Here is a 23503-nt window from a genome sequence, read left to right as displayed (position 1 = left end):
ATGAGCGAGGCCCGCGGTCCAGCGGCGCCAAGACGCCCTCGTCGGCGCGTGTTCGGGATCAGGCTGGCGCTCTTCGTTGGGCTTTTGCTCGGCGCCGCGACGCTATCCCTCTGGCGGTTCGTCGACAGCCTCGGCCCGCTCGATCTCTCCCGTGTCGATGAAGGCTCCGTGACGGTCACGGACCGCGACGGCAAGCTGCTGCGGGCGTTCACGACCGCGGACGGACGCTGGCGCTTGCCGGTGACCACCGCTGAGGTGGATCCGCGATATGTCGCCATGCTGATCGCCTATGAGGACCGGCGCTTCCGCTGGCATCCGGGCGTGGACTGGCGGTCTTTCGCGCGGGCCGGCTGGCAGGCGCTGCGCAACGGGCGCGTGGTGTCAGGCGGGTCGACGCTCACCATGCAGGTGGCGCGGTTGCTGGAGCCTCGCGAGGAACGGACCCTGGCGGCGAAGCTGCGGCAGGCCGTGCGGGCCGTGCAGCTGGAGCGGCGGTTCAGCAAGGACCAGATCCTCGACCTCTATTTCGCCCTCGCGCCCTATGGCGGCAACATCGAAGGGCTGCGGGCCGCGTCGCTGTCCTATTTCGGCAAGGAGCCCAAGCGCCTGACCACCGCCGAGGCGGCGTTGCTGACCGCCCTGCCGCAGTCGCCCGAAACGCGGCGGCCGGACCGCTACGCCCACGCGGCCCAGACGGCGCGCGACCGCGTGCTGGAGCGCGCGGCGCGCTTTGGCGCCCTAGGCCGGCCAGAGGCGGCGCTGGCCAGGGCGGAGCCTGTTCCCACGGCCCGGTGGCCGGTTCCGATGCTGGCCGCCCACGCGGCCGAGGCCGCCATGCGGAGCGAGCCGGACCGGCGCGTGCATCGGCTCACCCTCGAGGCGCGGCTGCAGGCGACGCTGGAAAGCCTGGCGCGCGAGCGGGCCGACGCGCTGGGCCCACGGCTGTCTATCGCGATCCTGGCCGTGGACAACGCCACCGGCCACGTGCGGGCGCATGTGGGGGCGGCGGATTACCTGTCCGCCGCGCGAGCCGGCGCGGTGGACATGGCCCAGGCCGTGCGATCGCCCGGCTCGGCGCTGAAACCGTTCATCTACGCGCTGGCGTTCGAAACCGGGCTGGCGCATCCCGAAACGATCCTGGACGACCGGCCGTCGCGCTTCGGGCTCTACGCGCCGGAAAACTTCGACCTTTCCTTTCAGGGGACCGTGACGGCGCGGCGGGCGCTGCAGCTGTCCCTGAACGTGCCGGCGGTGGAGCTCCTGGCCGATGTCGGGCCCGCGCGCTTCCTGGCGCGGCTGCGGCAGGCCGGGGCCGACATCGTCGTCCCGAAGGAGGCCGCGCCCGGGCTGGCCGTGGGGTTGGGCGGCCTCGGGATCCGGCTCACCGATCTGGTGCGGCTCTATGCGGGACTCGCGCGCGGCGGCGACGCTCCGGCGCTGCAGTGGCGCGCGGACGCGCCGCCAACGGGCGAGCCGGGGCGGCGGATCGCCGAGCCGCTGTCGTCCTGGTACGTGTTCGACATCCTGCGCGGGGCCCCCCCGCCCGCCAATTCGCCGGCGGGGCGTATCGCGTTCAAGACGGGCACTTCCTACGGCTATCGCGACGCCTGGGCGGTGGGCTTCGACAAGCGCGTGACGATCGGCGTCTGGGTAGGTCGGCCCGACGGCGCCGCGGTGCCGGGGCTGGTCGGTCGGCAGATCGCCGCGCCGATCCTGTTCGACGCATTTTCGCGCCTTGGCGGCGAGCCGGAGCCCATCGCGGCGCCGCGCGACGCCCTGTTCGCCACGTCGGCGACGCTGCCGCCTCCCCTGCGCCGGTTGCGCCGGGACGCGCCGCGCTCGGTTGCGGCGGCCGCGAACGCGCCGTTGAAGATCGCGTTTCCGCCGGACGGCGCGCGGGTGGACCTCGGCCTCTCGGCCGGTCCGACCGCCGAGGCAAGCCTGGCCCTGAAGGCGCTCGGCGGCGTTCCGCCGCTCACCTGGATGGTCAACGGCCGGCCGGTTGGCGAGCCCGAGGCGCGGCGGCAGGGCGCGTGGCGGCCCGACGGAGCGGGTTTCGCGCGTGTCAGCGTCATGGACGCCGCCGGAGCGACCGACAGCGTCATGGTTCGGCTGGAATAGCTAGCCGAGTTTACGGACCACTTCGGCCGCGATCGCCAGCGAAGCCGTGAGGCCGGGGCTCTCCATGCCGTAGAGGTTCACGAGCCCGGGCACGCCGTGGTCGGCCGGGCCGTCGATGCGGAAATCGGGCGCGGGATCGTGCGGGCCGGAAATCTTAGGCCGGATGCCCGCATAGCCGGGCGCAAGCGCGTTCTCGGGCAGGCCGGGCCAGTACTTGCGGATGGCGGCGTCGAAGCCTTCGCCGCGCTTTGGGTCGACCTCGTAGGCGAGGTCGTCGACCCACTCGATGTCGGGGCCGAAGCGCGCCTGGCCCCCGAGATCGATGGTGAGATGGACGCCGAGCCCGTGCGTGTGCGGGGCCGGGTAGATGAGCCGGCTGAAGGGCGCCTTGGCGGTCAGTACGAAGTAGTTGCCCTTGCAATACTGCGTCACCGGCACGGCGGCGGGATCCAGCCCCTCGATGGCGTTGGCGGCCCGTGAGGCGTGCAGGCCGGCGCTGTTGATCAGCAAAGAGGTCGTGAGCCGCATCGGCTCGGCGCCGCCGGTCTCCACAACGATGGAATTGCCGGTCGCGTCGGCGCGCAAGAACGGCGTGTGGAACGCGAAACCCGCGCCCGCCTGCTCGGCGTCGCCCTGGAGGGCGAGCATGTAGGCGTGGCTGTCGATGATGCCCGTGGAGGGCGACCACAGCGCCCCGACGGTGTTGAGCGCCGGCTCCATCGCGCGGGCGGCCTCGCCGGAGATCATCTCCAGGTCGTCGCAGCCGTTGTGCAGCCCCTTGAGGCGGATCGCCTCGACGGCCGCGAGCTCGACCTCGTCGGTGGCGACCACCAGCTTGCCGCAGCGGCGGTGTGGCACGTAGTGGCTCTCGCAGAAATCATAGAGCCGCTTCCGGCCCTCGACGCAGAGCCGGGCCTTGAGGCTGCCGGCCGGGTAGTAAAGCCCGGCGTGAATCACCTCGCTGTTGCGCGAGGAGGTCTCGGTGCCGATGCCCTCGGCCTGTTCGAGCACGACCACGGAACGACCCGACAGGGCCAACTCCCGGGCGATCGCGAGGCCGACCACGCCGGCCCCGACCACAATGGCGTCGACGTCGCTCATCAGACCAACTCCGCTCGGCTCATGACCTCACACCAGCTCGCCGGCGCGCGGATCGCGACGGGCCAGCCGCGCCAGCAGGTACTCGACCTCGGCCTTGCCGGCGGCCGTGATCGCGGAGCCAGGCTTGCGCTGCGCGTCCGACTGGAGGATGCCGCGCCGCTTCAGGATGTATTTGCGAACCGCGAGGCCGATCACGGCCTGCTGCTCGTAGCGAACCAGCGGCAGATGGGCGTCGAACAGGTCGTGCGCGTCGTCGCGCTTGCCCTCGGCCGAGAGGCGCACGACGTCCACGAGCATCTCCGGGAAGGCGTAGCCCGTCATCGCGCCGTCCGCGCCGCGCTCCATTTCGAAATCGAGGAACAACCCGCCATTGCCGGTGAGGATCGAGACATGGCGCAGCGCTCCTTCCTGCTCGAAACGGCGCAATGTGGAGATCTTCTCGAGCCCCGGCCAATCCTCATGCTTCAGCATCACGCAGGAGGGATTATCGGTGATGATCCGCTGGATGACCTTGGGGGTCATCACAACCGTCAGCGTCAGCGGGTAATCCTGGATGCAGAACGGGATGTCGGTCCCGATCGCCTCCACGGCCTGGGCGTAATAGCCGACGATCTGGTCGTCCGTGCGCAGCGCTGGCGGCGGCGCGATCATGACCCCGCCCGCACCCGCGTCCATGACGGTGCGGGCCAGCGACCGCATGGCCGCAAAGCCCGGGGCCGAGACGCCGACCAACACGGGCAGGCCCTTTGCCCGGCGGATGATGCGGGTCGCGAATTCAACGGCCTCGGCCGGATCGAGCTTGGGGGCTTCGCCCATGATGCCCAGGATGGTGAGGCCGGTGGCCCCGATTTCCCGGTACCAATCGATCATCCGGTCGGTGGACGCCCAGTCGATCTCGCCCGCGTCCGTGAACGGCGTCGGGGCGATGGGGTAGACCCCGCTGGCGTGAATACCGAACATGACGTTGCTCCCGGCCGGATTTTGCTCCCTCTGCGTCTAACGACGGGAGAGCGGCCGAGCAAGCGCGCCCGGCGCAGGCCCGGGCATCGATTGTATCAAGGTAAAGAACAACCCACTCGTGCGGGCCGCCACGGCCTTACAGCATGGCGGGCAGAACGCGGTCCGGCGGACGATGGCCGTCCATGAAGGTTTTGATGTTGACGATGACCTTCTCGCCCATGTCGACGCGGCCCTCGATGGTGGCCGAGCCCATGTGGGGCAGCACCACTACCTTGTGCTGGCGGGCCAGCTTCAGCATGCGGGGTGAAATCGCAGGCTCGTGTTCGAACACGTCGAGGCCGGCGCCGCCGATTTCGCCGGCTTCCAGCATGCGGGTGAGCGCGTTCTCGTCGATGATCTCGCCACGCGCGGTGTTCACCAGGATGGCCTCGCGCTTCATCAGCTTGAGCCGCCGCGCCGACAGGAGGTGATAGGTCGCGGGGGTATGCGGGCAGTTTACGGACACAATGTCCATGCGGGCCAGCATCTGGTCCAGCGAATCCCAGTAGGTCGCCTCCAGGGCTTCCTCGATGGAGGACGAGACGCGGCGGCGGTTGTGATAGTGCACCTGCAGGCCGAACGCCTTGGCGCGGCGCGCCAGCGCCTGGCCGATGCGGCCCATGCCGACTATGCCGAGCCGCTTGCCGGTGATGCGGTGGCCCAGCATCCAGGTCGGCGACCAGCCGTTCCAGCTCTCGTCCGGGATCGTGCGCGCGCCCTCGGCGATGCGGCGCGCCACCGCGAGGATCAGCGCCATCGTCATGTCGGCCGTGTCCTCGGTCAGCACGCCCGGCGTGTTGGTCACTGTGATGCCGCGCGACAGCGCCGACTGAACGTCAATATTATCGACGCCATTGCCGAAATTGGCGATCAGGCGGAGGTTCTCGCCCGCCTGGGCGAGCACGGAGGCATCGATCTTGTCGGTCACGGTGGGCACCAGCACGTCGGCGGTGCGCACCGCCTCAGCGAGTTCGCCGGCGCTCATGGGCGCGTCCGTGACGTTGAGGCGGGCGTCGAAGAGCTCGCGCATGCGCGTTTCGACCACGTCCGGGAGCTTGCGCGTAACGACGACGAGCGGCTTCTTCTTGGTCATGACCAACGCTATCCCCCACTCGTTGCGGCAACCGCGAGCCGCCGCATTCACCAACCGTTAACGACGACCGGGAGACAACCGGAAGTGTCCCTCTGCGCCGTTCAGGCTACCAGCCCTGTCTACCGAGGCGCTTTGGGAAAAACAACGCCCGGCGACCCGGGACTAAAGATTGAGAACCAACGGCTCCGTTGATGCGCATCGATTTTCACCAGAGCTTCCCTCGCCTGCTGCTCGTTCTCGCGCTTGCGGTCGCGTCATTGACGGTGACCGCCCCGGGCGTTCGGGCGGCTGACGGGACCACGGCCGGAACGGCCTCCGGCCTGCCGGTGCCGCGCTATGTGAGCCTGAAGTCGGATCGCGTGAACCTGCGGGAGGGCCCGTCCAAGGATCACCGCACCACGTGGGTGTTCCAGCGGGCCGGCCTGCCGGTCGAGATCACGGCCGAGGCCGAGACCTGGCGCCGCATCCGCGATTCGGACGGCGCGGAAGGCTGGGTGCTGCACAGCCTGCTGTCCGGACGCCGCACCGCGTTGGTCGCGCCCTGGTGGAAGCAGGGTCCGCTGCCCCTGTTCAACCGCCCGAACCAGAAGGGCGACCTGGTCGCCCAGTTGCAGCCCGGCGTGCTCGCCACGCTGAAATCCTGCGATGGCCAATGGTGCCGGGTGATCGGCCAGGGCTTCGACGGCTTCATGCCCCAGGACAAGCTTTGGGGCGTCTATCCGAACGAACGCGTCGAGTGACCCAGACCGCTTTGAGCGCCCTTGGGGTGGCGCTCAGCCGCGGGAGGAGCGTCGAAGACGCAACGCGGCCTACCGCACGGTCTTCTTGCGCAGCCGGATGATCACGTCCACGCGGGCGATTTCCATCCCCTCAGGGGCCTCCGGCAGAGACGAGACCTGAACCTGGTCGCCTTCCACGTCGTGCAGGGTGTTCTCGCCCTCGACGTAGAAGTGGTGGTGATTGCTCACATTCGTATCGAAATAGGTCTTCGCGCCCTCGACGGCGACTTCGCGTAGCAGACCCGCTTCGGTGAACTGGTGCAGCGTGTTGTAGATGGTCGCGAGCGACACCGGCACGCGCGCCTTGGAGGCTTCCTCGAACAAAACCTCGGCCGTGACGTGGCGATCGCCCTTGGCGAACAGCAGCCAACCAAGTCCGACGCGCTGGCGGGTCGGACGCAAGCCGGCCTGGCGCAGCTTGCCGCGCAGGTCGTGGAACAGGCAGCCGCTCTGGTTCGGCCACGCGCCGGGATTCGCGGCCGCGGCGGCCGGCGGAGTCATCCGGGGAGCCTGCTGCGCGGTGGAGGATGCGCGAAGGCCAATGCGCGTGAGTTCCGTCATAGGGGAAAAGCGGTCCTGCTGTTGCGTCCCAATATCATAGGAAGCGCAGGCCCCCGCCGCAACCCGGGCCAACCCCTAGCCTTAAGATCGCCAACGCCGGGAACCTCGGGCGCCGGTTCCGGCTTTCGATGCGAGAGCCGCTGTGATACCAACGCAGCCGCGAACGGGCGAGCCCTCGGGCGTCGCTCCCACTTACCATGACGGGACGGAGCCCTTCGGGGAGATGCAGCAGCGCTCGAGCTACGAATATGAGGACCTTCTCGCCTGCGGACGCGGCGAGATGTTTGGGCCGGGCAACGCCCAGCTTCCCCTCCCGCCGATGCTGATGTTCGACCGCATCTCCGAAGTCAGCGAGACGGGCGGACCCAACGGCAAGGGCATGATCCGGGCCGAGCTCGAGATCAGGCCGGACCTTTGGTTCTTTCCGTGCCACTTCAAGGGCGATCCGGTGATGCCGGGCTGCCTCGGCCTGGACGCCTTGTGGCAGCTGACCGGGTTTTTCCTGGGCTGGCTGGGGGCGGAAGGCCGCGGGCGGGCGCTCGGCGTCGGCGAGGTGAAGTTCGCCGATCAGGTTCTTCCCAGCGTCAAGAAGGTGGTCTACGGCGTGGACCTGAAGCGGGTGTTTCGCTCCAAGCTGGTGCTCGGCGTGGCCGACGGCTGGCTTGAGGCGGACGGCCGGCGCATCTACGACGCCAAGGACCTGCGCGTCGGGTTGTTCAAGGCCGCGGACCCGGTCTGAAACCCGCCGCGTTGTTGACGTTCAAGAGTTTCATCTGTTCTCCGGCCAAGGGGCGTTCGGTCCCTGGTCGCTCATTTGAAAAGGAGCCGACACCATGAAGCGCGTCGTCGTGACCGGCATGGGCATCGTCTCATCCATCGGCAACACCACTCAGGAAGTGCTGGCCTCCCTGCGCGAGGCCAAGTCAGGCGTCGTTCGCGCCGACCGCTACGCCGAGCTCGGCTTCCGCTGCCAGGTGCACGGCCAGCCGCAGCTCGACCCGTCGGAGCTCGTGGACCGGCGCGCCATGCGGTTCCACGCCACTGGCACGGCCTGGAACCATGTCGCGATGGACCAGGCGATTCGGGATTCGGGGCTCGAGGAGAGCGACATCTCCAACGAGCGCACCGGCATCATCATGGGATCGGGCGGCCCGTCGGCCCGCACCATCGTGGAGGCGGCCGACATCGCCCGCGAGAAGGGGCCCAAGCGCATCGGCCCCTTCGCGGTGCCGAAGGCCATGTCGTCCACGGCGTCGGCCACGCTGGCGACCTGGTTCAAGATCAAGGGCGTGAACTATTCGATCTCGTCCGCCTGCGCGACGTCGAACCATTGCATCGGCAACGCCTACGAGATGATCCAGTACGGCAAGCAGGACGTGATGTTCGCGGGGGGCTGCGAGGAGCTCGACTGGTCGCTTTCGGTGCTGTTCGACGCCATGGGGGCGATGTCGACCAAGTACAACGACCGCCCGGCCGTGGCCTCGCGCGCCTATGACCGCAATCGCGACGGGTTCGTGATCGCGGGCGGCGCGGGCGTGCTGGTGCTGGAGGAGTACGAGCGCGCAAAGGCGCGCGGCGCCAAGATTTATGCCGAGATCGTCGGCTACGGCGCGACGTCTGACGGCTACGACATGGTGGCCCCCTCCGGCGAGGGCGCGATCCGCTGCATGAAGCAGGCGCTCGTGGGCGTGAAGACCCCGATCGACTACATCAACCCGCACGCGACCTCGACCCCGGTGGGCGACCAGAAAGAGATCGAGGCAATCCGGCAGGTGTTCGGCACGGGCGAGAAGTGCCCGCCGATCTCGGCCACCAAGTCGCTGACCGGCCACTCGCTGGGCGCGACCGGCGTGCAGGAGGCGATCTACTCGCTGCTGATGATGCAGAACGGCTTCATCTGCGAGAGCGCCAACATCGAGGAGCTCGATCCGGAGTTCGCGGACATGAACATCGTCCGCAAGCGGATCGATAACGTGAAACTCGGCACGGTGCTGTCCAACTCCTTCGGGTTCGGCGGCACCAACGCGACCATCGTGATGAAGCACCCGGACGCCTGACGCGCCCCATCCAGAAAAGGATCACGGCATGTCGTCGTTCATGTCCGGCAAGCGCGGCCTCATCATGGGCGTCGCCAACAACCACTCGATCGCGTGGGGCATCGCCAAGACGCTGGCGGAGCACGGGGCCGAGCTGGCGTTTACGTACCAGGGCGACGCCCTGCGCAAACGCGTGGAGCCGCTTGCCGCCAGCCTCGGCAGCAAGCTCGTGCTGCCCTGCGACGTCGAGGACGTCGCGACCGTGGACGCCTTGTTCGCGGCCCTGAAGGACGCCTGGGGCAAGCTGGATTTCGTGGTCCACGCCATTGGTTTCTCGGACAAGAACGAGCTCAAGGGCCTCTACGCCGACACCACGCGCGAGAACTTCTCCCGCACCATGGTGATTTCGTGCTTCTCGTTCACCGAGGTGGCGAAGCGCGCGGCCGCGATGATGCCGGATGGCGGCTCGCTGGTGACGCTGACCTATGGCGGCTCGACGCGCGTGATGCCGAACTACAACGTCATGGGCGTCGCCAAGGCGGCGCTCGAGGCGAGCGTGCGCTACCTCGCGGGCGATTTCGGCCCGCAGGGCATCCGCGTGAACGCGCTGTCGCCCGGGCCGGTGCGGACGCTGGCGGGCGCAGGCATCACGGACGCCCGGCTGATGTTCAACTACCAGAAGCGCCATGCGCCGCTGCGCCGCACGGTGTCGATCGACGAGATCGGCGGCTCGGCGCTGTACTTGCTGTCCGACCTGTCGAGCGGCGTCACGGGCGAGATCCACTACGTGGACTCCGGCTACAATATCATCTCGATGCCGGCCCCCGACGCGCTGAAAACTGTCGACGCCGCCGAAACGGCCGCCGAGGAGCAGGCCGAAGCCACCGGGCAGGCGGCCGAGTAGCGGCCTCCATGCCGCAGGCGCGGCGGAGCCCTGCCCGGCGGGGTATCGCCTTCCCGGCGCAACGCGCTAGACTCCGGTGATCCCGCCTCACCCGAGTTTTCGCACGTCATGAACAAGCCGACGGACCCCTCCGACCTGTCTCTCATGAAATTCGGCATCGGCCAGCCGGTGTCGCGCAACGAGGATCCGATCCTGGTGCGCGGCGAGGGCCGCTACACGGACGACGTGAACGTCGACGGCCAGCTCTACGCGGCTTTCGTTCGGAGCCCCTACGCGCATGGGGTGCTGAACGGCGTCGACCTCTCGGCGGCCCTGGACATGCCTGGCGTGGTGGCGGCCTACACGGGCGCGGACCTGGTGGCGGCCGGCTACGGCACGCTGCCTTGCATCATGGTGCAGAAGCAGCGCGACGGCTCCGCGATGGTGACGCCGGCCCGGCCGTCGCTGGCGGTGGACAAGGTGCGCTTCGTGGGCGACCCGGTCGCGTTCGTGGTGGCCGAGACGGCGGCTCAGGCGCGCGACGCCGCCGAAGCGGTGGCCCTCGACATCGACCCGCTGCCCGCCGTCGCGACCCCTGAAGAGGCCGACAAGCCAGGCGCGCCGACCATTTACGACGAAGCGCCCGGCAACTGCGCGCTGGACTATCATTTCGGCCCTACCGAGCAGGTGGAGGCGGCGTTCGCGTCTGCCGCGCATGTGACGCGGCTCGACATCGCCAACAACCGCATCGTCGTGAACTCGCTGGAGCCGCGGGCCGCGCTGGCCCAATTCAGCGACGGCCGGTACGTGCTGAACGTTCCGACGCAGGGCGTATTCGGTTTCCGCAACAATCTTGCGGGCGTGCTGAAGGTTGAGCCCAAGGACGTTCACGTCATCACCGGCCATGTCGGCGGCTCGTTCGGCATGAAGGGTTCGGTGTTCCCGGAATATGTCTCGCTGTTGCATGCAGCCAAGACGCTCGGCCGGCCCGTAAAGTGGACGGACGCGCGCTCCGACAGCTTCGTGTCCGATCACCATGGCCGAGACCAGAACGTCCACGCCGAGCTGGCGCTGGACGCCAAGGGCAAGTTCCTGGCCGTGCGCATTAGCGGGCACAGCAACATGGGCGGCTACCTGTCGCCAGTGGCCCCGCTGATGTCGACGTTGAACATCCACAAGAACGGCATCGGCACCTACACGACGCCCCTGATGCAGGTCGACACGCGCTGCATGTTCACCAACACGGCGCCGATCGGGGCCTACCGGGGCGCGGGCCGGCCGGAAGGCAACTATTTCATGGAGCGGCTGATCGATCAGGCCGCGCGCGAAATGGGCATTGACCCGGTCAGCCTGCGCAAGCGCAACCAGATCAAGCCGTCTCAAATGCCCTACAAGACGCCGGTCGACACCGTTTACGACTCGGGCGACTTCACGGCCTTGCTAGAACGCGCCGTGGAAGCGGCCGACTGGAAGGGCTTCGCCCAGCGCAAGCGCGACAGCCGCAAGCGCGGCCTGCTGCGTGGACGCGGCATCGGCTGCTACCTGGAGGTGACGGCCCCACCCATGAACGAGATGGGCGGCATCCACTTCGAGGCCGACGGCACGGTCACGATCGTGACCGGCACGCTCGATTACGGCCAGGGCCACTGGACGCCGTTCGCGCAGGTGCTCACCACCAAGCTCGGCGTGCCCTTCGACAAGATCAAGCTCGTGCAGGGCGACAGCGACCGTCTCGTCGCGGGCGGCGGCACGGGCGGGTCCAAGTCCATCATGGCGTCAGGCGCGGCCATCGTGGGCGCGTCCGAGAAGGTCATCGAGAAAGGCAGGATCGTCGCTTCGTATGCGTTGGAGGCCGGCGTCGAGGACATCGAGTTCGCCAACGGCCGGTTCGCGATCGCGGGCACGGACCGGGGCATCGGGGTGATGGAACTCGCCGCACAGCTGCGCAACGGCGGGCTGCAGATGCCGGACGATGCGCCCAAGACGCTGGACGTCGACCACGTGCACCGGCTGTCGCCCTCGGCCTATCCGAACGGCTGCCACATCGCCGAGGTCGAGATCGACCCGGACACGGGCGTCACCAAGGTGGTGCGCTACGTGATGGTCAACGACTTCGGCACAGTCGTAAACCCGCTGCTCGTCGAAGGGCAATTGCATGGCGGAGTGATGCAGGGCATCGGCCAGGCCTTGATGGAGTTCACCGAATACGACGCCGACGGGCAGCTCGTAACGGGCTCCTTCATGGACTACGCCATGCCGCGCGCGGACGACATGCCGGAGTTCACGTTCGAGAGCCGGCCTACGGTTGCGACCACGAACCCGCTCGGGGCGAAAGGCTGCGGCGAGGCGGGTTGCGCCGGCGCGCTGCCGTCGGTGATGAACGCCATCAACGACGCGCTGGCGGAGGTCGGCGTGACGCAGATGAACATGCCGGCGACGCCCAAGCGGGTCTGGGAGGCCATCCAGCAGGCCAACAGCTCGGCGGCGGCCTGAAAGCGGCGCGGCACAGCAATCGAAAAGGCGGCCTGCGGGCCGCCTTTTTTGCATCGGGTCGCTTCGAGGCCAACGCGCTGAATGTCCCTCACCCTGAGACGCAGGACTGCATGGGCCTGCGTCTCGAAAGACAAGGGAAGCGAGCTTGTTCCGGCTGGCCTACAGCCCTTCGAAGAGCGCGGTCGAAAGGTAGCGTTCGGCGAAGGACGGGATGATGATCACGATGTTCTTGCCCTTGGCTTCAGGCCGGGCCGCGATCTCCAGCGCCGCCGCCACGGCCGCGCCGGACGAGATGCCGACCGGGATGCCCTCGATACGGGCCAGCAGGCGGGCCGTGTCGAAGGAGGTCTGGTTGCCGACCGTGATCACCTCGTCGATCACCGATCGATCCAGCACCTGCGGAACAAAGCCTGCGCCGATGCCCTGGATCTTGTGCGGGCCGGGCTGGCCGCCCGACAGCACGGGCGAGTCCTCTGGCTCCACGGCCACCACTTTCAGGGTGGGGCGACGCGGCTTCAGCACCTGGCCAACGCCCGTGATGGTGCCGCCCGTGCCGACGCCGGACACGAAATAGTCGATCTGCCCGTGCGTGTCGTTCCAGATCTCCTCCGCGGTGGTGCGGCGGTGGATGTCCGGGTTGGCTGGATTGGCGAACTGCTGCGGGATGACGGAGCCGGGCGTCTGGGCCTTGAGCTCTTCGGCGCGCGCGATGGCGCCTTTCATGCCAAGCGGCGCAGGCGTGAGGTCGAGCTGGGCGCCCAGCAGCGCCAGCATCTTGCGACGCTCGATCGACATCGACTCGGGCATAACGAGGATGAGCTTGTAGCCGCGCGCCGCCGCCGTGAAGGCGAGCGCGATGCCGGTGTTGCCGGAGGTTGGCTCGATCAGGGTCGCGCCGGGCTGGATCGCGCCGGAGGCCTCCAGGGCGTCGATCATGTTGACGCCGATGCGATCCTTCACGCTGGAGATCGGATTAAAAAATTCGAGCTTCGCGAGAAGATTGCCGTGGACGCCCTTCTCCTTGGCCAGTCGGCTCAGGCGCACGATCGGCGTGTTGCCGATCGTGTCCGTGATGGAGTCGTAAATCCGTCCGCGACCCGGCGCCGTGCCGGTTTCAGGGGCAGAGTGCAAAGCGGCGGGATTGGCCATGGTCGTCCTCCGAAACGGGCAGTGAAGCCAGTATAGCGCATATTCACGCGGGATGTCGACGCTAACGCAAAATCTACATTCTATATTGTGAAATCTGCTGTCACGGGCATTTCTCGGTAGATCCCGTCCGCCTGGCGGCAGAGGTCATCCACCGTCACGCCGTCCAGCTCCCGCAAGAAGGCGTCGCCTGCGCGCTTTACTGTCGGGCCGATTACTTCGTCCACGAGTTTGGATTCGGGGATGGGCGGCATGGAATCCTCCCCCGTCGACGCCATCGCGGCGCGCACAATATCGCCGGCCGTGATGCGGCGGCGCTCGCGGGCGATTTCGTAGCCGCCGCGCGGGCCTCGGACGCCCTTGAGGATGCCAGCGCGCACGAGCGCCTGCAGCATGGTCTCGAGATGTCGTGGCGGAAGATTATGTCGCTGCGCGAGATGCTTGGCGGCGACCGGAGTAGGCCGGGCGTGGAGCGCGATATCAACCACGGCCGCAATGGCCAGCAGACTGCGCCGTGACAACAGGATCATGCGTTCCCCCCGCGCGCGCGGGCGTCACACACCCGTCGACCCAAATCCTCCTGCGCCGCGCTCGGTCTCGGAGAGCGTATCCCGCTCTTCCAGCCGCACGCGCGTGACCGGCGCGACCACGAGCTGGGCGATCCGCATGCCGCGCGTGATCTCGAAGGGTGTCGCGCCGTGGTTGATCAACACCACAGCGACCTCCCCGCGGTAATCCGCGTCGATCGTACCGGGCGCATTCAGCACGGTCACGCCGTGCTTCAGCGCCAAGCCCGACCGGGGCCGAACCTGAGCTTCGTAGCTATCAGGCAGGTGGAGTTTCAGCCCGGTTGCTACAAGGGCCCTTTCCCCATTTTGCAACGTGATTTTTTCGTTTTCGCCGATGGCGGCGAGTAAATCCATGCCGGCGCTGTGGATCGTCTCGTAGCGCGGCAACGGGAGGTCGCGCGCATGCGGCAAACGGATGACGCCAACCGTGAGGTCCTGCATCGGAGTCAGACCCATTGCGTATCCTTCAACTGCTTCGCCATGCGCTCAGCGAGGCGGGTCGCGACCGCATCCTTGCCCATGGTGGGCCAGTTCTCGACGCCGGCCTGCGAGACGATCGAGACGGTGTTGCGGTCGCCTCCCATCACGCCGACGCCCGGCCCCGCATGGCTGACGTCGTTGGCGACGATCCAGTCGCAGCCCTTGCGGGCGAGCTTGCTTTGCGCGTGCTCGATCACCTTCTCGGTCTCGGCCGCGAAACCGACCACGAGCGTGGGTCGGGCCTCCGTGCGTTTGGCGATCGTCGCCAGGATGTCGGGGTTCTCGACCAGCGAGAAGCTCGGCGCGCCCGAGCCGTCCTTTTTCAGCTTCTCTTCCCCGGGCTGGGCGGCCCGCCAATCCGCCACGGCGGCGCAGAACACGGCGGCGTCGACCGGCATGTGGGATTCGACAGCCGCCAGCATCTCGCGGGCGGTCTCGACATGCACCACCGTGACGCCGGGCGGGTCGGGGATGGATACGGGGCCGCTCACCAACGTGACGTCCGCGCCAAGATCGGCGGCAGCGCGTGCGATGGCGTGGCCCTGCTTGCCCGAGGAGCGGTTGGCGATGAAGCGCACGGGGTCGAGCGGCTCGTGAGTCGGCCCGGAGGTGACCAGGACGCGCTTGCCGGCGAGCGGGCCGCCCCCAGGCGGACGGAGCAGAAGGGCGGCGGCGTCCGCGATGGCGTCCGGCTGGGCCATGCGGCCGAAGCCGAACTCGCCGCAGGCCATCTCGCCCTGGTCGGGGCCCACCACCGCGACGCCGTCGGCGCGCAGGGTCTCGAGGTTTCGCTTGGTGGCCGGATGCTCCCACATGCGCACATTCATGGCCGGCGCGATCAAGACGCGCTTGTCCGTGGCCAGCAGGGCCGTGGAAGCGAGGTCGTTCGCCAGCCCGTGCGCCATCTTGGCCATGAGGTCGGCCGTGGCGGGCGCGACCACCAGGAGGTCGGCGTCGCGCGACAGCTCGATGTGCCCCATCTCGGCTTCGTCGGTGAGCGAGAACAGGTCCGTGTAGACCTTGTCGCCCGAGAGGCTGGAGGCAGAGAGCGGCGTGACGAACTCACTCGCGCTCTTGGTGAGGATGCAGCGCACCGAGGCGCCGCGCTTCTTGAAGGCGCGGATGAGTTCCAGCGATCGATAGGCCGCGATTCCGCCGCCGATGATCAGGAGGATGCGTTGGCCGGCGATCGTCATGACGGGCTCCGGGTTCGCGGGCGTTTTACCACGACAGAATGCGCAACGTCGCGGCGAAGACGCAGATGGCGATGATCCACAGCGCCACCGTGGACCATCGGTTCCGCTCCGCCTCGGCGCGGCCGATGCCTTCGAGGCTCTCGGGCGCGAGGCGGAAGCCGTTCACGGCCGAGTCCTCGAGGTCCAGCACCAGCCGCTCGGCGCGGTTCATCAGCGACGGGATGTTGCCGAAAAGCTTGGCGTAGTCCATGGCGCCGCGACCGGCCTCCTCGATCCGCCCCAGCGGCCCAAGGTTGCGTTCGATCCACTCGCGAACCACCGGCTCTGCCGTGCGCCACATGTCGAGCCGCGGGTCGAGATTGCGGGCGACGCCCTCCACCACCACCATGGTCTTTTGCAGCATCACGAGTTCGGTGCGGGTCGTCATCTCGAAGATGCCGGTGATTTCGAACAGCAGCGTCAGCAGCTTGGCCATCGAGATCTGGTCGGCCGTGCGGTCGTGGATGGGCTCGCCGATAGCCCGAATGGCTTGGGCGAAGTCATCCACCGAATGCCGGCCCGGCACGTAGCCGGCCTCGAAATGCACCTCCGCGACGCGGCGGTAGTTGCGGGTGATGAAGCCGAGCAGGATCTCGGCCAGGAAGCGGCGCTCCTTCGGGCCGAGGCGCCCCATGATGCCGAAATCCACCGCGCAAAGCCGACCCGTCGTGTCGACGAACAGATTTCCGGGATGCATGTCGGCATGAAAGAAGCCATCCCGCAGGGCGTGGCGCAAAAAGGACTGGATGACGCTGCGGCCGAGCGCGACGCGGTCATAGCCCTTCTCGTCGATCGCCGAGAGGGCGTTCAGCGGCAGGCCGTCGATCCACTCCATGGTGAGGATGTCGCGCGAGGTGCGCTCCCAGTCCGGGATTGGGGTGCGGAAATCCGCGTCCTCGCGGGTGTTCTCGGCCATCTCGGAGAGGGCGGCGGCTTCCAGCCGCAGATCCATCTCCATGGAGACCGAGCGCGCCAGCGTGTCGACGATGCCCATTGGCTTCAGCCGGCGGGTCTCGGGCAGCAGGCGCTCCACCGTGCGGGCCAGAAACGCCATGGCGCGCAGGTCGCGCCGGAAGCGGGTGCGCACGCCGGGGCGCAGCACCTTCACGGCGACGTCGCGATCGCCGGCGGCGGTGCGCACTGTGGCGCGATGCACCTGCGCGATGGAGGCGGCCGCGACCGGCTCGCTGAAAGCAATGAAAATGCTGTCGAGCGGCGCGCCCAGCGAGGCCTCGATCATGGCCACCGCTTCGGCCCGGCCGAAGGGCGCCATGCGGTCCTGCAGAGCTTCCAGATCGCGGGCCACACGCACGCCGACCACGTCCGGCCGGGTGGCGAGAAACTGGCCGAACTTGACGTAGGACGGCCCGATGCGGGTGAGCGCGGCGGCGAGGCGCTGCGCTCCGTCGCCGGCGCCCCGGCGCTCAAGGAGGCGCACGGCCCACAGGGCCGGCTTCGCCCCGGCCGGCAGTTCGTTGGGATCGATGAGCCCGAACGCGCCTTCGCGCGCCAGCACGAAGCCGACACGCGCCAGGCGCAGCAGATGAACGATGGAGGTCAGCACGCCGGGCTCACAGCTTCCAGGCGGAGTGGAGCCGCACAATGCCGCCGCTCATCGGCCTGTCGGTGACCCGTCCGAACCCCGCCTCGCGGATCATGGCCGAGAAAACGGCCGGGCGCGGGAACTTGCGGATGGATTCCACGAGGTAGCGATAGGGCTCGCCGTCACCGGTCACGACCTTGCCGAGCGCCGGCACGGCCGTGAACGAATAGGCGTCGTAGATGCGGTCCAGCACCGGCACGTCGACATGCGAGAATTCCAGGCACAGGAAGCGGCCGCCGCGCTTCAGCACCCTGTAGGCTTCCGCCAGCGCGAGGTCGATGCGCGGCACGTTGCGGATGCCGAACGCGATCGTGTAGGCGTCGAAACTCTTGTCCGGGTAGGGCAGGCTCTCGGCGTTGCCTTCCACGAAGTCGATGCGGCCCTCGAGCCGCGCCGGGGCGCGCTCGCGGCCGACCGCCAGCATGTCGGCGTTGATGTCCAGCACGGTGACGTGCGCCTGCGGACCGGCGGCGTCCAGCACGCGGAACGCCACGTCGCCGGTGCCGCCCGCGACATCGAGATGGCGATAGGGCTTCAACTGCGGCGGACGCAGGGTGGAGACGAGCGCCTCCTTCCAGGCGCGGTGCAGGCCGGCCGACATGAGGTCGTTCATCAGGTCGTAGCGGTTGGCGACCTTGTGGAACACCTCGTCCACCATCGACTGCTTCTCGCCGAGCGGCACGGTCGTGTAGCCGAAATGCGTCTCGGCCGCCGCGTCGTCGCCCTGGGTCCTGCCCGCTTGCATGATCTCGTCCTTGTTTGCGGCGCGGACCATAGCGCGCGGGCGCGCGGGGCGCTATGTGGCTTGCTCACACGTGCGCAGGTGGAAATGCCGGAGCTCCCCGAAGTCGAAACCGTCCGCCGCGGGCTCGAGCCCGCCATGGTGGGCGCCAGGATCGTCAGCGTGGACCAGCGCCGGGCGGACCTGCGCTTTCCGTTTCCCGAGCGCTTCGCCGAACGCCTTACTGGCCGGACCATTCAGGCCCTGGGGCGGCGCGCGAAGTACCTGCTCGCCGACCTCGACAATGGCGACGTGCTGGTGATGCACCTGGGCATGAGCGGGCGCTTTACCGTGGCCACGCCGGGCGGGGACGTGGCCCAGTTGGGCGAGTTCCACCATGAAGCCGGCGGGCTGCTGCCGCACGACCATGTGGTGTTCCGGCTCTCCACCGGCGCGACCGTCACTTATAATGACGCGCGCCGGTTCGGCTTCATGACCATCACCGAGCGGGCGACGCTGGCCGAGCACCCGCTGTTCCGTCAGATGGGCATCGAGCCGCTCGGCAACGCGCTGAACGGCGCGTCGCTGGCGACGCTCTTCGCCCGCAAGAGTGCGCCGCTCAAGGCCGCGCTTCTGGACCAGCGGCTCGTGGCCGGGCTCGGCAACATCTATGTGTGCGAGGCGCTGCACCGGGCGCGCCTGTCGCCACGCCGGGCGGCCGGAACCATTGCCCGGCAGGACGGCGGCCCGACCGCCAAGGCGGAGCGGCTTGCCGTCGTGATCCGCGAAACTCTCGAGGAGGCCGTGGCTGCAGGCGGATCATCCTTGCGCGACTACGCGCAAACGGATGGCTCGCTTGGCTATTTCCAGCATCGCTTCAGGGTCTACGACCGCGAGGGCGAGCCTTGCCCTACGCCGGGCTGCCGGGGCGTGGTGCAGCGGATCGTGCAGTCGGGGCGCTCGACCTTTTTCTGCGCGACGTGCCAACGCTGAGCCGGTGCGGCGGCGCGCAGGCCGACTTGCGCGGCTGTGTGTTGCGGCGGACGCCACGCCGGGATAGCGCTTGAATCAAACGCCCGTTGGGAGGAGCCGATGTCCGAAACCGCCAAGACCTACGAGACCATTCTGGTCGAGACCCATGGCCGCGTCGGCCTCGTGCGGCTGAACCGGCCGCAAGCGCTGAACGCTCTGAACGCGCAGATCATCGCCGAACTCGACGCCGCGCTGGACGGCTTCGAGCGCCACCCCGCCATTGGCTGCGTGGTGATCACCGGGTCCGAGAAGGCTTTCGCGGCCGGCGCGGACATTAAGGAGATGCAGAGCAAAACCTATCCGGGGACCTACCTGGACGACTTCATCACCGCGTGGGACCGCATCAGCCAGAAGCGCAAGCCGATCATCGCCGCGGTGGCGGGCTTTGCGCTCGGCGGCGGCTGCGAGCTCGCGATGATGTGTGACTTCATTCTGGCGGCCGACACGGCGAAGTTCGGCCAGCCAGAGATCAAGCTGGGCGTGATGCCAGGCGCCGGCGGCACGCAGCGGCTGACGCGCTTCGTCGGCAAGGCGAAGGCTATGGAGATGTGCCTCACCGGCCGCATGATGGACGCCGCAGAGGCCGAGCGAGCCGGGCTGGTCTCGCGCGTCGTGCCGGCGGCCGAGCTCGTGGACGAGGCGCTCAAGGTCGCGGCGCAGATCGCCGGCATGTCGCTGCCCATCGCGATGATGACCAAGGAGAGCGTCAACCGGTCCTACGAGACCACGCTGGCCGAAGGGATCCGCTTCGAGCGGCGCGTGTTCCACGCCATGTTCGCCACGCAAGATCAGAAAGAGGGCATGAGCGCCTTCGTGGACAAGCGTAAGCCTGGCTTCACCAACAGCTGAGGCGCGCGCGCCCGAAAGGCCTCCCCCGCATGGAGCTCGATCTCATTACGCTCGGCCTGCTCGGGCTCGTCGCCCTGCTGGCCGGGTTCTTCGATTCCATCGCGGGTGGCGGCGGGCTCATGACGGTGCCGGCGCTGCTGCTGGCCGGCTTCGACCCGGTGAGCGCGGTCGCGACCAACAAGCTGCAGGGCGTCTTCGGCACCGCCTCGGCGACCTGGTCCTTCGCGCGGGCCGGGAAGATCGCCTGGCGCGAGAGCCTGCCGATGGCCGCCACCGCCGCGCTGGGCGCGCTGGCGGGCGCCTTCGCGGTGCGCCATCTCGCCGGCAACGTGCTGGCGGGCGTGATCCCGATCCTCCTCGTCGTCATCGCGCTTTACTTCGGCCTGTCGCCCAAGATGCGGGACGAGGACGCGCGGCGTCGCATTCCGCCCTGGGTCTTCGGCGTCACGATCGCGCCGCTGGTCGGCTTCTACGACGGCTTCTTCGGGCCCGGCGCCGGCTCCTTCTATATGGTCGGCATGGTGACGCTGCTCGGCCTCGGTCTCGTGCGCGCGACCGGCAACACCAAGTTGCTGAACGTGTCCAGCAACGGCGCCTCGCTGGCGCTGTTCATCTGGTCAGGCCTCGTGGTCTGGCCCGTGGGCCTCGTGATGGCGGCGGGGTCGTTCGCGGGCGCGCAGATCGGCGCGCGTCTCGCCCTTCGGCATGGCGCGCGGCTGATCCGGCCGCTTTTGATCATCGTCTGCCTGGCCGTCGCGGCGCGGCTCATGGCCGATCCGGCCAATCCATTGCGGCAGGCGCTGTCGCGCATCCTGGCTGGCGGCTGAGCAAGCGGGCAAAGAGCGTTGACGATCCGCCGGGCAGCGTGTAGAAGCCCGCACACATGAGAGCCGGCCGGCGCGTTCGACGGGCTCCCGCCAATTTTCCCAGGAACACGGCGCGGCCTGCGACCCGACACTGATCGGTCGGCGCGCAATGAGGACGAACTGATGGCCAATACACCCTCGGCAAAGAAGGCCGCCCGCAAGATCGAACGCCGCACGGCCGTGAACCGTAGCCGCCGGTCGCGCATGCGCACCTTCGTCAAGAAGGTCGAGGAAGCCATCAAGGCCGGCGACAAGACTGCCGCGACCGAAGCCTTCAAGGCCGCCGAGCCGGTTCTGGTGCGCGCTGCCCAGAAAGGCATCGTTCACCGCAACACCGCCTCCCGGAAGGTGTCGCGCCTGGCCCACGCGATCGCGTCGCTGACCGCCTGATCCGCCCTTTTTTGACTGTTGCGAAGCCCGGCCTCCTGGCCGGGCTTTTTGCGTTCTGGAGGTTCACAGAGGCCGTGTCTGCGGCGCCGCAACGCTTGCGCGCGTGCCGCAAAACGACAACTCGGCGACGATTTGGACTTGACAGGCATGCCAGCATAAAGGCCGCGCCCAAGCTGTTTTGGGGTTCTTTGCTGCGCAGAAAAAGGCAAGTTATTGCAGATGCTTAAAGCCCAAAGGTCAGCGCAGAGCCTGAATCGCGCGCACCGTCGCAGAATGGTCATAACGGCTTAAAAGAATCTCGCGCGCCGGGGTGGATCGCGGGGGGCGTCGGGGGGCTTAAGGAATCGTGAACTGACTCAACAATTTGCTGTGCACGACCGATCCGAACCCCTCGGGAGCGCTTGCCTGAGTCATCCCCGCCGGGGGCGGACTCACCCGCGGCCGTGTTGCACCCCCGGGGGCCCCTGTGTAAGGTCCTTTCACGCCGGGACGACGTCCTGGCCCATCCCTCAGTAGGTACCGACGGTCCACAAGCCTGACTTCAGGCCGACGGATTCTCGTTGCCTAAGTCGTGTGTCAATAGAAGTCGCATGTTTTGCGATCAGGGGTACCGATAAGAAAACTCAGGAGTCGTCGAACCAATTGTGATCGACAGAATTCCTTTCAAGATGCAGCGGGCAAGCAATGACGTCTGGAAATATACTTAGCCGGACCGAGGGGGCAAGGATGGCTGAAACAGAGCGCGTGGCTGGGGAGCCTGCGATCGAGAGGGTGGGAACGCCGTTCAGGCGTGCGGCGGGCGGAACTTTTCCGCTCAGCTGACCCCGGGCCCGAGAGGCCCATATCCAGCGACCGACAATCACAGACACGGCCACAACTCGCCGCGACCAGCGCGCGAGCATGCGGCGCCTTTTGCGAGAACACGATGTTTCAATCAGCTGAACGCGAAGCGGCCCTGGAATCGATGCACAGCAGTGGGGAGGCTCTCAGGGTGGACCGCGACGAAGCTTGGGATCGGGTGCGCCGCCGGCTGCGCGCCGAGCTGGGAGATGACGTGTTTTCGAGCTGGTTCGGCCGGCTCGACCTCGTGGAGGTGATCGACGGCGTGGCGCAGCTCTCGGTGCCGACGCGCTTTCTGAAGAGCTGGATCCAGGCGCATTACCTCGACCGCGTTCGCACGCTGGTTTCGGCGGAATGCGAGGGCGTTGCGGAGATCAACCTGTTTGTTCGCAGCGCGCAGCGCCCGGCGATCCGCGTCGCGGCCGTTGAAAGCGGCGCGGGCGGCCCGCGGCCGCAGCCCGGCATGCGGTCTTCCGAATCCAAGGTCGGCGCTTCCGCGCCGTCTCCGGAGCGGATCCAGCCGGCGCTGGCGGACGCCGACGGCCTGCAGGGGTCGCCGCTCGATCGACGCCTCACGTTTTCGAGCTTCCTGGTCGGGCGCTCCAACGCGCTGGCGCATGCGGCCGGCGAGCGGGTCGCCCGCATCGAGGCCGGCGCGCCGCCGCTCTACAATCCCCTTTACGTTCATTCGGCGGTGGGCCTCGGCAAGACCCACCTGCTACAGGCCGTCGCCCATGAGGTGATCGCGTCCGGCAAGCGCGTGATCTATCTCACCGCCGACCGCTTCATGTACGGCTTCGTGGCCGCCCTGAAGGCGCAGACGGCGATCGCCTTCAAGGAGCGCCTGCGCGGCATCGACCTCCTGGTGATCGACGACGTGCAGTTCCTGCAGGGCAAGTCGATCCAGCAGGAGTTCTGCCACACCATCAACGCGCTGATCGACGCCGGCCGGCAGGTCGTGATTGCGGCCGACCGCGCGCCGGGCGAACTGGAAAGCCTTGACGAGCGCGTGCGCTCCCGCCTTGCGGGCGGCCTCGTGGTCGAGATGGGATCGCTGGACGAACAGCTGCGCATCAAGATCCTGGAGACCCGCATCGCGGCGGCGCGCGTGCATCATCAAAGCTTCGAGGTGAGCCCCGCGGTGGTCGGCTACGTGGCCCGGATGATCACCACCAACGGCCGCGACCTCGACGGCGCAGTGAACCGGCTGCTCGCGCACACGACCCTGTCCGGGTCCTCGGCGACCGTGGAGTCGGCCGAGACCGCCATCCGCGACCTCGTTCGGTCGCGCGAGCCCAAGAAGGTCCGCATCGAGGATATCCAGAAGCTCGTCGCCACCCACTACAATGTCAGCCGGGCCGACATCCTGTCGTCGCGTCGCTCCGCCGGCGTCGTGAAGCCGCGCCAGATCGCCATGTACCTGTCCAAGCAGCTGACGCTCCGGTCTTTGCCGGAAATCGGCCGGCGGTTCGGCGGACGCGACCACACCACGGTGCTGCACGCCGTGCGAAAGATCGAGGGTTGCGTGCAGGCCGACCCGAGCCTGAGGGACGATGTCGAGCTTCTGAAGCGCATGCTGCAGGAGTAGGATTGCGGCCGCAGCCCAATGCGGCGTTTTGAGCGGGGACAGCCGGCTGCGGCCCCGCCCGCGCCCTTGCAAGGGCGGATCGGCCGCGCCATTGTGCTCGCCCCTTGGCCGGGTTAAT

21 protein-coding genes are annotated in these 23503 nt (G+C 68.0%); 11 read left to right on the top strand and 10 right to left on the bottom strand.

Features of this window, described 5'->3' with window-relative positions:
- A complete protein-coding gene (pbpC, locus tag IEV99_RS00365) occupies positions 1–2121 on the top strand; it encodes a penicillin-binding protein 1C (RefSeq protein ID WP_188515759.1) in 2121 nt (706 codons plus the stop codon).
- On the opposite strand, the gene IEV99_RS00360 is transcribed toward pbpC, so the two are convergent.
- From IEV99_RS00360 to IEV99_RS00350, 3 genes are all read right to left on the bottom strand, one after another.
- Complete coding sequence (locus IEV99_RS00360) at positions 2122–3222, bottom strand: NAD(P)/FAD-dependent oxidoreductase (RefSeq protein WP_188515758.1); 1101 nt, start codon at positions 3220–3222, stop codon at positions 2122–2124.
- Positions 3223–3249: 27 nt separating this feature from the next.
- On the bottom strand, positions 3250–4182 hold the full coding sequence (locus IEV99_RS00355) for a dihydrodipicolinate synthase family protein (protein ID WP_188515757.1): 933 nt from the start codon (positions 4180–4182) through the stop codon (positions 3250–3252).
- Positions 4183–4318: 136 nt separating this feature from the next.
- Positions 4319–5314 (bottom strand): 2-hydroxyacid dehydrogenase, encoded by a 996-nt coding sequence (locus tag IEV99_RS00350; RefSeq protein ID WP_188515756.1) that lies wholly within the window; start codon positions 5312–5314, stop codon positions 4319–4321.
- Between the two features lie 191 nt (positions 5315–5505).
- Between IEV99_RS00350 and IEV99_RS00345 the strand changes: the two genes are divergently transcribed.
- Positions 5506–6054 carry an SH3 domain-containing protein gene (locus IEV99_RS00345; protein WP_188515755.1) on the top strand — a complete coding sequence of 183 codons (549 nt, stop codon included), beginning with the start codon at positions 5506–5508 and terminating at the stop codon, positions 6052–6054.
- A 69-nt stretch (positions 6055–6123) separates the two neighbouring features.
- Here the strand turns inward: IEV99_RS00345 and irrA are convergent, their stop codons facing one another.
- On the bottom strand, positions 6124–6594 hold the full coding sequence (irrA, locus tag IEV99_RS00340) for an iron response transcriptional regulator IrrA (protein ID WP_188517581.1): 471 nt from the start codon (positions 6592–6594) through the stop codon (positions 6124–6126).
- A gap of 283 nt (positions 6595–6877) precedes the next feature.
- Between irrA and fabA the strand changes: the two genes are divergently transcribed.
- The 4 genes from fabA to IEV99_RS00320 all read left to right on the top strand — a co-directional run bounded on the left by fabA (position 6878) and on the right by IEV99_RS00320 (position 12066).
- Entirely contained in the window at positions 6878–7393 is a 516-nt protein-coding gene (fabA, locus tag IEV99_RS00335; protein ID WP_188515754.1) for a 3-hydroxyacyl-[acyl-carrier-protein] dehydratase FabA, read from the top strand.
- Positions 7394–7487: 94 nt separating this feature from the next.
- Positions 7488–8711 (top strand): beta-ketoacyl-ACP synthase I, encoded by a 1224-nt coding sequence (gene fabB / locus IEV99_RS00330; protein WP_188515753.1) that lies wholly within the window; start codon positions 7488–7490, stop codon positions 8709–8711.
- A gap of 28 nt (positions 8712–8739) precedes the next feature.
- Complete coding sequence (gene fabI, locus IEV99_RS00325; RefSeq protein ID WP_188515752.1) at positions 8740–9594, top strand: enoyl-ACP reductase FabI; 855 nt, start codon at positions 8740–8742, stop codon at positions 9592–9594.
- A 108-nt stretch (positions 9595–9702) separates the two neighbouring features.
- Positions 9703–12066, top strand: a complete 2364-nt coding sequence (locus IEV99_RS00320) for a xanthine dehydrogenase family protein molybdopterin-binding subunit (RefSeq protein ID WP_188515751.1) — start codon at positions 9703–9705, stop codon at positions 12064–12066.
- Positions 12067–12225: 159 nt separating this feature from the next.
- Here the strand turns inward: IEV99_RS00320 and cysK are convergent, their stop codons facing one another.
- From cysK to ubiE, 6 genes are all read right to left on the bottom strand, one after another.
- Positions 12226–13215 (bottom strand): cysteine synthase A, encoded by a 990-nt coding sequence (gene cysK, locus IEV99_RS00315; protein ID WP_188515750.1) that lies wholly within the window; start codon positions 13213–13215, stop codon positions 12226–12228.
- A gap of 80 nt (positions 13216–13295) precedes the next feature.
- Entirely contained in the window at positions 13296–13742 is a 447-nt protein-coding gene (locus IEV99_RS00310; RefSeq protein ID WP_188515749.1) for an RrF2 family transcriptional regulator, read from the bottom strand.
- A gap of 24 nt (positions 13743–13766) precedes the next feature.
- Complete coding sequence (gene dut, locus IEV99_RS00305) at positions 13767–14237, bottom strand: dUTP diphosphatase (protein ID WP_188515748.1); 471 nt, start codon at positions 14235–14237, stop codon at positions 13767–13769.
- Entirely contained in the window at positions 14228–15457 is a 1230-nt protein-coding gene (coaBC, locus tag IEV99_RS00300; RefSeq protein WP_188515747.1) for a bifunctional phosphopantothenoylcysteine decarboxylase/phosphopantothenate--cysteine ligase CoaBC, read from the bottom strand. The genes dut and coaBC overlap by 10 nt, the downstream gene beginning before the upstream one ends.
- A gap of 25 nt (positions 15458–15482) precedes the next feature.
- Positions 15483–17060 (bottom strand): 2-polyprenylphenol 6-hydroxylase, encoded by a 1578-nt coding sequence (gene ubiB / locus IEV99_RS00295; RefSeq protein ID WP_188515746.1) that lies wholly within the window; start codon positions 17058–17060, stop codon positions 15483–15485.
- 7 nt (positions 17061–17067) lie between these two features.
- Positions 17068–17844, bottom strand: coding sequence for a bifunctional demethylmenaquinone methyltransferase/2-methoxy-6-polyprenyl-1,4-benzoquinol methylase UbiE (gene ubiE / locus IEV99_RS00290; RefSeq protein WP_188515745.1), 777 nt, complete (start codon positions 17842–17844; stop codon positions 17068–17070).
- 84 nt (positions 17845–17928) lie between these two features.
- Between ubiE and mutM the strand changes: the two genes are divergently transcribed.
- The 5 genes from mutM (at position 17929) to dnaA (ending at position 23385) form a co-directional block, all read left to right on the top strand.
- Complete coding sequence (mutM, locus tag IEV99_RS00285; RefSeq protein WP_188515744.1) at positions 17929–18813, top strand: bifunctional DNA-formamidopyrimidine glycosylase/DNA-(apurinic or apyrimidinic site) lyase; 885 nt, start codon at positions 17929–17931, stop codon at positions 18811–18813.
- A gap of 99 nt (positions 18814–18912) precedes the next feature.
- Positions 18913–19701, top strand: a complete 789-nt coding sequence (locus IEV99_RS00280) for an enoyl-CoA hydratase (RefSeq protein ID WP_188515743.1) — start codon at positions 18913–18915, stop codon at positions 19699–19701.
- Positions 19702–19730: 29 nt separating this feature from the next.
- Positions 19731–20528 (top strand): TSUP family transporter, encoded by a 798-nt coding sequence (locus IEV99_RS00275; protein WP_188515742.1) that lies wholly within the window; start codon positions 19731–19733, stop codon positions 20526–20528.
- Between the two features lie 162 nt (positions 20529–20690).
- Positions 20691–20957 carry a 30S ribosomal protein S20 gene (gene rpsT / locus IEV99_RS00270; protein WP_188515741.1) on the top strand — a complete coding sequence of 89 codons (267 nt, stop codon included), beginning with the start codon at positions 20691–20693 and terminating at the stop codon, positions 20955–20957.
- Positions 20958–21921: 964 nt separating this feature from the next.
- Positions 21922–23385, top strand: coding sequence for a chromosomal replication initiator protein DnaA (dnaA, locus tag IEV99_RS00265; RefSeq protein ID WP_188517580.1), 1464 nt, complete (start codon positions 21922–21924; stop codon positions 23383–23385).
- Positions 23386–23503 lie beyond the last annotated feature (118 nt).

The organism is Alsobacter metallidurans, from assembly GCF_014636935.1.
GTDB classification, from domain to species: Bacteria; Pseudomonadota; Alphaproteobacteria; order Rhizobiales; family Beijerinckiaceae; genus Alsobacter; species Alsobacter metallidurans.
Note: the sequence above shows the minus strand (reverse complement) of the source record. Positions and strands in the feature narration are given on the sequence as shown.

Bases quoted from the DNA above. Each gene is read 5' to 3' on its own strand.
- IEV99_RS00275 (WP_188515742.1), top strand. From the start codon at position 19,731: ATGGAGCTCGATCTCATTACGCTCGGCCTGCTCGGGCTCGTCGCCCTG.
- dnaA (WP_188517580.1), top strand. From the start codon at position 21,922: ATGCACAGCAGTGGGGAGGCTCTCAGGGTGGACCGCGACGAAGCTTGG.
- IEV99_RS00280 (WP_188515743.1), top strand. From the start codon at position 18,913: ATGTCCGAAACCGCCAAGACCTACGAGACCATTCTGGTCGAGACCCAT.
- coaBC (WP_188515747.1), bottom strand. From the start codon at position 15,457: ATGACGATCGCCGGCCAACGCATCCTCCTGATCATCGGCGGCGGAATC.
- IEV99_RS00320 (WP_188515751.1), top strand. From the start codon at position 9,703: ATGAACAAGCCGACGGACCCCTCCGACCTGTCTCTCATGAAATTCGGC.
- fabB (WP_188515753.1), top strand. From the start codon at position 7,488: ATGAAGCGCGTCGTCGTGACCGGCATGGGCATCGTCTCATCCATCGGC.
- irrA (WP_188517581.1), bottom strand. From the start codon at position 6,594: ATGACTCCGCCGGCCGCCGCGGCCGCGAATCCCGGCGCGTGGCCGAAC.
- IEV99_RS00350 (WP_188515756.1), bottom strand. From the start codon at position 5,314: ATGACCAAGAAGAAGCCGCTCGTCGTCGTTACGCGCAAGCTCCCGGAC.
- pbpC (WP_188515759.1), top strand. From the start codon at position 1: ATGAGCGAGGCCCGCGGTCCAGCGGCGCCAAGACGCCCTCGTCGGCGC.
- IEV99_RS00310 (WP_188515749.1), bottom strand. From the start codon at position 13,742: ATGATCCTGTTGTCACGGCGCAGTCTGCTGGCCATTGCGGCCGTGGTT.
- dut (WP_188515748.1), bottom strand. From the start codon at position 14,237: ATGGGTCTGACTCCGATGCAGGACCTCACGGTTGGCGTCATCCGTTTG.
- fabA (WP_188515754.1), top strand. From the start codon at position 6,878: ATGCAGCAGCGCTCGAGCTACGAATATGAGGACCTTCTCGCCTGCGGA.
- mutM (WP_188515744.1), top strand. From the start codon at position 17,929: ATGCCGGAGCTCCCCGAAGTCGAAACCGTCCGCCGCGGGCTCGAGCCC.
- IEV99_RS00355 (WP_188515757.1), bottom strand. From the start codon at position 4,182: ATGTTCGGTATTCACGCCAGCGGGGTCTACCCCATCGCCCCGACGCCG.
- ubiE (WP_188515745.1), bottom strand. From the start codon at position 17,844: ATGCAAGCGGGCAGGACCCAGGGCGACGACGCGGCGGCCGAGACGCAT.
- rpsT (WP_188515741.1), top strand. From the start codon at position 20,691: ATGGCCAATACACCCTCGGCAAAGAAGGCCGCCCGCAAGATCGAACGC.
- cysK (WP_188515750.1), bottom strand. From the start codon at position 13,215: ATGGCCAATCCCGCCGCTTTGCACTCTGCCCCTGAAACCGGCACGGCG.
- IEV99_RS00360 (WP_188515758.1), bottom strand. From the start codon at position 3,222: ATGAGCGACGTCGACGCCATTGTGGTCGGGGCCGGCGTGGTCGGCCTC.
- fabI (WP_188515752.1), top strand. From the start codon at position 8,740: ATGTCGTCGTTCATGTCCGGCAAGCGCGGCCTCATCATGGGCGTCGCC.
- IEV99_RS00345 (WP_188515755.1), top strand. From the start codon at position 5,506: ATGCGCATCGATTTTCACCAGAGCTTCCCTCGCCTGCTGCTCGTTCTC.